Raw genomic sequence first — 6,097 nt, forward strand, 5'->3', positions numbered from 1 at the left:
GGTATAACAATGATTAATCGTTAGTGAAATTTTATGGCTCAAACGCAAAGTATAGTTAATTCAACGTTAAAGAAATTATCAAAAATAGGTTTATACGGAAAAAAGGTCACTTCTGCCACGGCCGCAATTAGTGAAGGTTTTTATCTAGTTTATCGACATGGGCTTTATAAAGATCCTAATAATCCTGTAAATACACGTTATGTCCAATACTTTTGCCGCCGTTTATGTCAGGTTTTCAATTTAGATATAGAAGTACATGGCACAATTCCTAGAGAACCAGCTTTATGGGTAAGTAATCATATTTCTTGGTTAGATGTTGCGGTTCTAGGCTCAGGTGCACGAGTTTTCTTTCTGGCTAAAGCTGAAATTGAAAATTGGCCTATTCTTGGAAACTTAGCCAAAAGTGGTGGAACGTTATTTATTAAGCGTGGATCTGGGGATTCAGTCAGAATTCGTGAGCAAATTGCTGAATTTTTAAAACAAAATATTCCAGTATTATTTTTCCCTGAAGCGACAACTACAGATGGACATTCTGTTAAAAAAGTTCATGGACGATTACTTGGTGCAGCGATTGAAGCACAACGTCCAGTACAGGTATGTTTAATTTGTTATGTAAACAGAGATGGGCAATTAGATACGGTTGCACCATTTATTGGGGACATGACATTTGCTGAACATATTCAACGTGTACTGGAAATGCCGAAAGTAACTGCTCATTTATTAACTTTGCCTCCAATTTCAGTGGAAGGGCATGACGTCAAAAGTTTAACGCGCGAAGTTCAAGAAAAAATGGTAGAAGGTTTGGCTCAATTACATCGAAAAGTACTTAAGCCAAAAACTTAATTACATAAAACCTTCAATTGGCAGCCATGAAAGAAACTTCATGCCTGCTTTTTGCCACCATTTCATCTCAGGTTCCTGTCTATAAATTACAGGACCATTGGGAGTTTCTTGATGCCAATAAATATGATTGTTAGCGTCGAGCTTTAATTTATAAGCATATTTATTTAAATTTTCATCCATTGTATGGTGAATGGTTTTAGCCAACGATGGGCTGTCTAAAATTACGCCAATTTCAGTATTTAAATAAGCTGAGCGTGGATCAAAGTTAAATGAACCGATAAAAACCTGCTCATCTAATGCCATAAGTTTAGTATGCAAACTTGAACGGCTTAAACCTTTCATATTTACTTTAGCTTTAGTTGCAAGTTCATCCGTATTTTTATTTAAATCTCTTTTATCGGGTGTTGGTAAAAATTCATAAAGTTGTACGCCGTTTTTAAGTAGCTCTTTGCGATATTTTCCATAAAAGGCATGTACAACAGCAACGTCATTCGCTTTGAAAGAGTTCGTTAAAACTCGAACCTCAACACCTTCTTTGGCAAGGGTGCTTAAAATCTTGGCACCTTGTTTTTCAGGAATAAAATAAGCAGAGATTAAATCAACGTTACTTTCTGGTTTTTCCAAGTGGTTAATTAATTGGAAATTGAGGTGTTCTTCTTTTTTAGCTTTCGATTTGATTTTATCAGGTGAGTCCTTTACGACTTCTGCTTTGACCCAATCGAATTGAATATTATGATTTAGCCATTGATCAAATGCATGAGATTTTGCGGTTAAGTTTAAAAAGTTTTGAACGGTAGCTTGTTGATAGTGTGCTTCAAGCTGTTCTTTTAATCCTTCATAGCGTAAACGATGCTGCTCAGGACTTACGATACTTTGAACTGAATATGCATATTCATGATTCCAGTAATCATCAAATGAATTCACAATATCATCAACAGCAGCACCTACCAACATTACATCGACATCAGAAAACTGATAGCTATCGCTTACATTGTAATATTGATTGGTCATGTTGCGCCCGCCAATAAGGGCAACCTCATTGTCGGCAATAAAACTTTTATTGTGCATACGACGATTGATACGTTTTAAATCAAGCACCATATCCATCGCACGATATTTGCGGAAACGGTAGGGATTGAAAAGCTTAACTTCAATATTTTTATGTTGAGAAAGGGCCAGTAAAATTCCTTCCATTTTTTTTGCATTATTGTCATCAATAAGAAGTCGGACTTTTACACCTCGATCAGCTGCACGAATAATGGCGTGCAAGGCTAAAGCACCAACTTTGTCATTATCCCAGATGTAATATTGTAAATCTAAAGTCTTTTCGGCTTTATCAATTAATCTAAGTCGAGCCGCTAAAGCCTCCAGCGGATCATTTAGAACATGGAAACCAGTTAACTTTGGATTTTGCTGACGTAAAGGTGTGATAATTTTGGCAAGTGAAGTCTCAGAGGTATCAATATCTTTTGCATATTGTACTGGTTCAACACCATGTTTTGGCAGAGTACTACATCCTGTCAAACCCACAGCAAAACTTGAACATAGGACTATAGAGGCTTTTATCAAAAAGCCTTTAGCTTGTTGATTCGTTTGAAGCTGTTTGGAATGAAAGGATTGTGCCATAATCAGTACATACGATAAGGTGAGCTAGAGTATAATTCGTGCATATTGAAAGATAAATATTGAATTTGATTACTAGCAATCAATATAAGATAAGTCGAGAGTCGTAATGTGGAATCCAAATTCAATCATTTTTTGTTTTTACTTTATTTTTTCAATACTTGCTCTATGGGGAATTTCTGAGGCTTGGATTCATCAATCACGAACCGAGACGATTCATCCATTTAAAGCTTTTGTACATCTACTCGCATTTTATCTCTCTTATCTACTTATTCCTCTCTGGTTTTTTAATTTATATGCTGCTTGGATCGGTTACTACTCAATTCATCAAGGTATTTTCATCTTTTTCTTAAGTGGGGTGTTAATTTATGCCCGATTTATCGAACCTCATTTAGTCCGTGTTGATACTCATCAATATCGTTTAAACCCAGATCGTAGTTTTGATAAGCCAGTAAAAGTAGCTTTAATCGCAGATTTACATATTGGTTTGTTTTCAGGACATGAACGTCAACTCAAAACCATAGTTAGAAAATTAAATGAACAGCAACCTGATTTAGTCGTAGTTGCTGGTGACTGGACATATGAACCAGAAGATAGACTAATTGAAGAGTTAAGTGTTTTAAAAGAAATTCAGGCGCCTGTATATTCAGTTCCTGGAAATCATGACGAGCAATATCCTGGCCCGCCGATTCAACAATTATTAAAAGATGCGTTATTTTATAATGAAGTTGTTGATATCGAAGGCAAGATTGTTGATTTTGAAGAGTTCCGTTTGATTGGTATTGGTGATCTTTGGGCAGGAAAAACTGATATGCGTTCCATGCCAGATTTACCGCAGGACAAACCTTGGTTAATTTTGTCTCATAATCCAGATACGGTAGATATGGTACCTAAATTACCGAATCGACCATTAATGTTATCTGGACATACCCATGGAGGGCAGGTGGAGCTTCCATGGTTGACTAACTATATTATGAAAAAAGTATCAATTTTAGGCCATAAACGTGGGTTTTATTCTCATGAGCATGCGGATGTCTTTGTTACCGTCGGCACAGGAATGGTTGGAATTCCTTTGCGTTTCAGGGTACCACCAACCATTGATATTATTGAGCTAGTTTAAAATAAAAAAGCCAATCACAGAGGATTGGCTTTTTTATGAGTTAAATCTAATTATGGAATAACGACAATCGCAACACGTCGGTTAATGGCACGGTTTTCATTGGTTGTATTTGGCACATAAGGTTGCGTTGAACCACGGCCAATTACGTAGATGTTTTCTTTTTTGAATCCACGTGTTAAGAAAAGGTTTGCCACACTTTGAGCACGCTCTTCAGATAACTTTTGGTTATATGTAGCATCACCAACATCATCAGTGTGACCCACAATTTTCAATTTATTCAGGTCATATTTATTCAATTGATTGGCTAGACGTACTAACTCAGCTTCATGACTTTGTTTTAACTCTGCATTATTAAAGTCAAATAACAAGCGTTCTGGTAAACCTAAAGTCCAGCCTTCATCAGTAAGAACGAAACCTTCTTTTTTGAGCAATTTTACTTGACGATATTTTAATGGACCAAAACTCAGGCACCCTGCAAGAGTAATGCATAGCAATGCAATAAAGGAGAGTTTCAAAGATCTTGTATTCATAGATTAGCCTAAATTTAATTTTCAGGTTTATAGATAAACCAGTGTTCATCCGAATTTTTAGCCTTATACATTGCCTGATCTGCTTGCATAATGAAATCTTCGGGGCTAGATGCAAATTGTGATAAAGCAATACCTACACTAAAACTGAAATAAATAGTTTGACCATTTAGATGCAAAGGTTCTTTACAGCTTTCGAGTAAATTTTCAGCAATAGATATTAAATGATCAGCATGGCTAATGGAATGCAAAATAACAGCAAATTCGTCGCCACCTAACCGAGCGATAAAATCTTGATGGCGTAGACGAGTTTGCAAGCGATTAGCCATTTCTTTTAAAACTTCATCTCCAGCTAAATGACCAAACTGGTCATTAATTGCTTTGAAGTTATTGTTATCTATAAATAATAATGCAGACTTATTGTCGAAATCCTTATCCTCAAACATGTCTAAAAGAATTTGGTAAAAATAATGTCTATTAGGCAACAAGGTGAGCTGATCGTGATGAGCTTGAAAGGATAATTTACGATTTTCCTTTTGTAGCTGATTATCCCATATCTGAATTTCTTCAAGTAACTCGTTAAATACAGTATTTAAATCTTGAAATTCTTTAATACGATTATAAGGAAAACGAAGATTGTAGGCTTTTTGCTCACTCACAATTTGAGCAATATTAGTAAGTGGATAAATAGCCTGCATAATTTGGCGATAAGTTAGGTTCACTGACCACCATAATGCGCAAACAATAAACAACATCGCAATTGCAAGCCCTACCATAATCATTTTGAGGAACTGCAATATTTTTTCAGAACTACCAAAAAGTGTTAGCTCACCTACATTTTGTTCATGATGATAAATTGTAAGATGAACGGGTTCGTTTAAAAACCAATGATCAAACCAACCTTCTAAAATTGAAGTTTGACTAGATAATTTGAAGCTTTGAGCAATTAAATGATGTTCCGAGTCATAAATATGAATCGTACGAATTGAATGATCCTTCGTATACTCATTTAAAATTTGTTCTATTGTAATTTTATCATTAAATACTACAGCGGGTTGAATACGCTCTAATAGAGTGTGACTAAGCAATTGCAAATTTTGTTTGGCATAAGTTTCCATTGTAAAAACAGAAATTGATACAAACGTAAAAGAGCAAATAAAAAAAGTAATAGCAAAAATAGTAAATTGAGATTTTCTAAATAATGCATGTAGTGAAGTGGATTGATACAACTTTGATATCATAACCCTTACTCCGCATTCTTAGCCAAGAGTAATACTCTCGGATCAATATGAACTTTGGAGTGACTTAAAGCATCTAAGTTAACTTTAAATGTTGTGTAATTATTCTGGTTATATAAACAAAAGATACTTCCTATTTCGCACTCTGAATTATTAATGCTTAAAGAAAGTAAAGAGCGATAAGGATAGCTTTGAATAAGATTTTGTTGTTGCTGTGGAGAGGTAGTAGAAAAGTAGACAGCTTGACAATGTGACCGAGCAAAATCTTTCGCATTTACAGTTTGAACACGATAATTATAAGACATTTGCTGGATGTAAGATTGAAATGTAGATGTAATAGAAGGGTTATCAATAATACACAGCGTAGGAGTGTTTACATTCTCCCATTTGCTATAGCTTAGAATAGATAAAGTAAGTACATAGAAGTTATGTTTTGAATTGGCATAACAAGGCCCACTCGTAGCAAACACTACAAGTATGCAAACAAATACTTTTTTAGCGAACTGCCACATGATGAGTTAATGCCAAACTATTGCACGAATAATCTATTCTACATGAAGTTGGTAACGTAAAAAAAGTTTAATATCTCATCTAAAATTGACTAAAAAGCTTAAAAAGTATCCAGTTAATGATATTGATTTAAAAAAAGGGTTGCAAAGGGAATGTAATGGTCTATAATGCACATCCATCGGCGGTGATGCAGATAGAAACTTGTTGAAAAACAGTTACTTGTGATTGAGTTAGTT

Annotated in this window: 6 protein-coding genes; 2 read left to right on the forward strand and 4 right to left on the reverse strand. The window is 35.0% G+C overall.

The window, feature by feature from the left end:
- Positions 1 to 33: 33 nt before the first annotated feature.
- Complete coding sequence (locus tag RFW85_RS14160; RefSeq protein WP_017482419.1) at positions 34 to 843, forward strand: 1-acyl-sn-glycerol-3-phosphate acyltransferase; 810 nt, start codon at positions 34 to 36, stop codon at positions 841 to 843.
- On the opposite strand, the gene RFW85_RS14165 is transcribed toward RFW85_RS14160, so the two are convergent.
- Positions 844 to 2,469, reverse strand: coding sequence for a phospholipase D family protein (locus tag RFW85_RS14165; RefSeq protein WP_170249722.1), 1,626 nt, complete (start codon positions 2,467 to 2,469; stop codon positions 844 to 846).
- 106 nt (positions 2,470 to 2,575) lie between these two features.
- Between RFW85_RS14165 and RFW85_RS14170 the strand changes: the two genes are divergently transcribed.
- The gene (locus RFW85_RS14170; RefSeq protein WP_005065230.1) at positions 2,576 to 3,586 is read left to right on the forward strand and encodes a metallophosphoesterase; all 1,011 of its coding nucleotides are present in this window, start codon (positions 2,576 to 2,578) and stop codon (positions 3,584 to 3,586) included.
- A 50-nt stretch (positions 3,587 to 3,636) separates the two neighbouring features.
- On the opposite strand, the gene RFW85_RS14175 is transcribed toward RFW85_RS14170, so the two are convergent.
- The 3 genes from RFW85_RS14175 to RFW85_RS14185 are packed head-to-tail and all read right to left on the reverse strand — an operon-like array spanning position 3,637 to position 5,863.
- Positions 3,637 to 4,116, reverse strand: a complete 480-nt coding sequence (locus tag RFW85_RS14175; protein ID WP_170249723.1) for an OmpA family protein — start codon at positions 4,114 to 4,116, stop codon at positions 3,637 to 3,639.
- A 14-nt stretch (positions 4,117 to 4,130) separates the two neighbouring features.
- Entirely contained in the window at positions 4,131 to 5,354 is a 1,224-nt protein-coding gene (locus RFW85_RS14180) for a diguanylate cyclase domain-containing protein (RefSeq protein ID WP_199978494.1), read from the reverse strand.
- Positions 5,355 to 5,359: 5 nt separating this feature from the next.
- Positions 5,360 to 5,863: a YfiR family protein gene (locus RFW85_RS14185; protein WP_170249725.1), complete on the reverse strand. Its 504-nt coding sequence runs from the start codon at positions 5,861 to 5,863 to the stop codon at positions 5,360 to 5,362.
- Between the last annotated feature and the right edge of the window lie 234 nt (positions 5,864 to 6,097).

Source organism: Acinetobacter sp. 12966, from assembly GCF_031196995.1.
GTDB classification, from domain to species: Bacteria; Pseudomonadota; Gammaproteobacteria; order Pseudomonadales; family Moraxellaceae; genus Acinetobacter; species Acinetobacter geminorum.

Bases quoted from the DNA above. Each gene is read 5' to 3' on its own strand.
- RFW85_RS14160 (WP_017482419.1), top strand. From the start codon at position 34: ATGGCTCAAACGCAAAGTATAGTTAATTCAACGTTAAAGAAATTATCA.
- RFW85_RS14185 (WP_170249725.1), bottom strand. From the start codon at position 5,863: ATGTGGCAGTTCGCTAAAAAAGTATTTGTTTGCATACTTGTAGTGTTT.
- RFW85_RS14180 (WP_199978494.1), bottom strand. From the start codon at position 5,354: ATGATATCAAAGTTGTATCAATCCACTTCACTACATGCATTATTTAGA.
- RFW85_RS14175 (WP_170249723.1), bottom strand. From the start codon at position 4,116: ATGAATACAAGATCTTTGAAACTCTCCTTTATTGCATTGCTATGCATT.
- RFW85_RS14170 (WP_005065230.1), top strand. From the start codon at position 2,576: ATGTGGAATCCAAATTCAATCATTTTTTGTTTTTACTTTATTTTTTCA.
- RFW85_RS14165 (WP_170249722.1), bottom strand. From the start codon at position 2,469: ATGGCACAATCCTTTCATTCCAAACAGCTTCAAACGAATCAACAAGCT.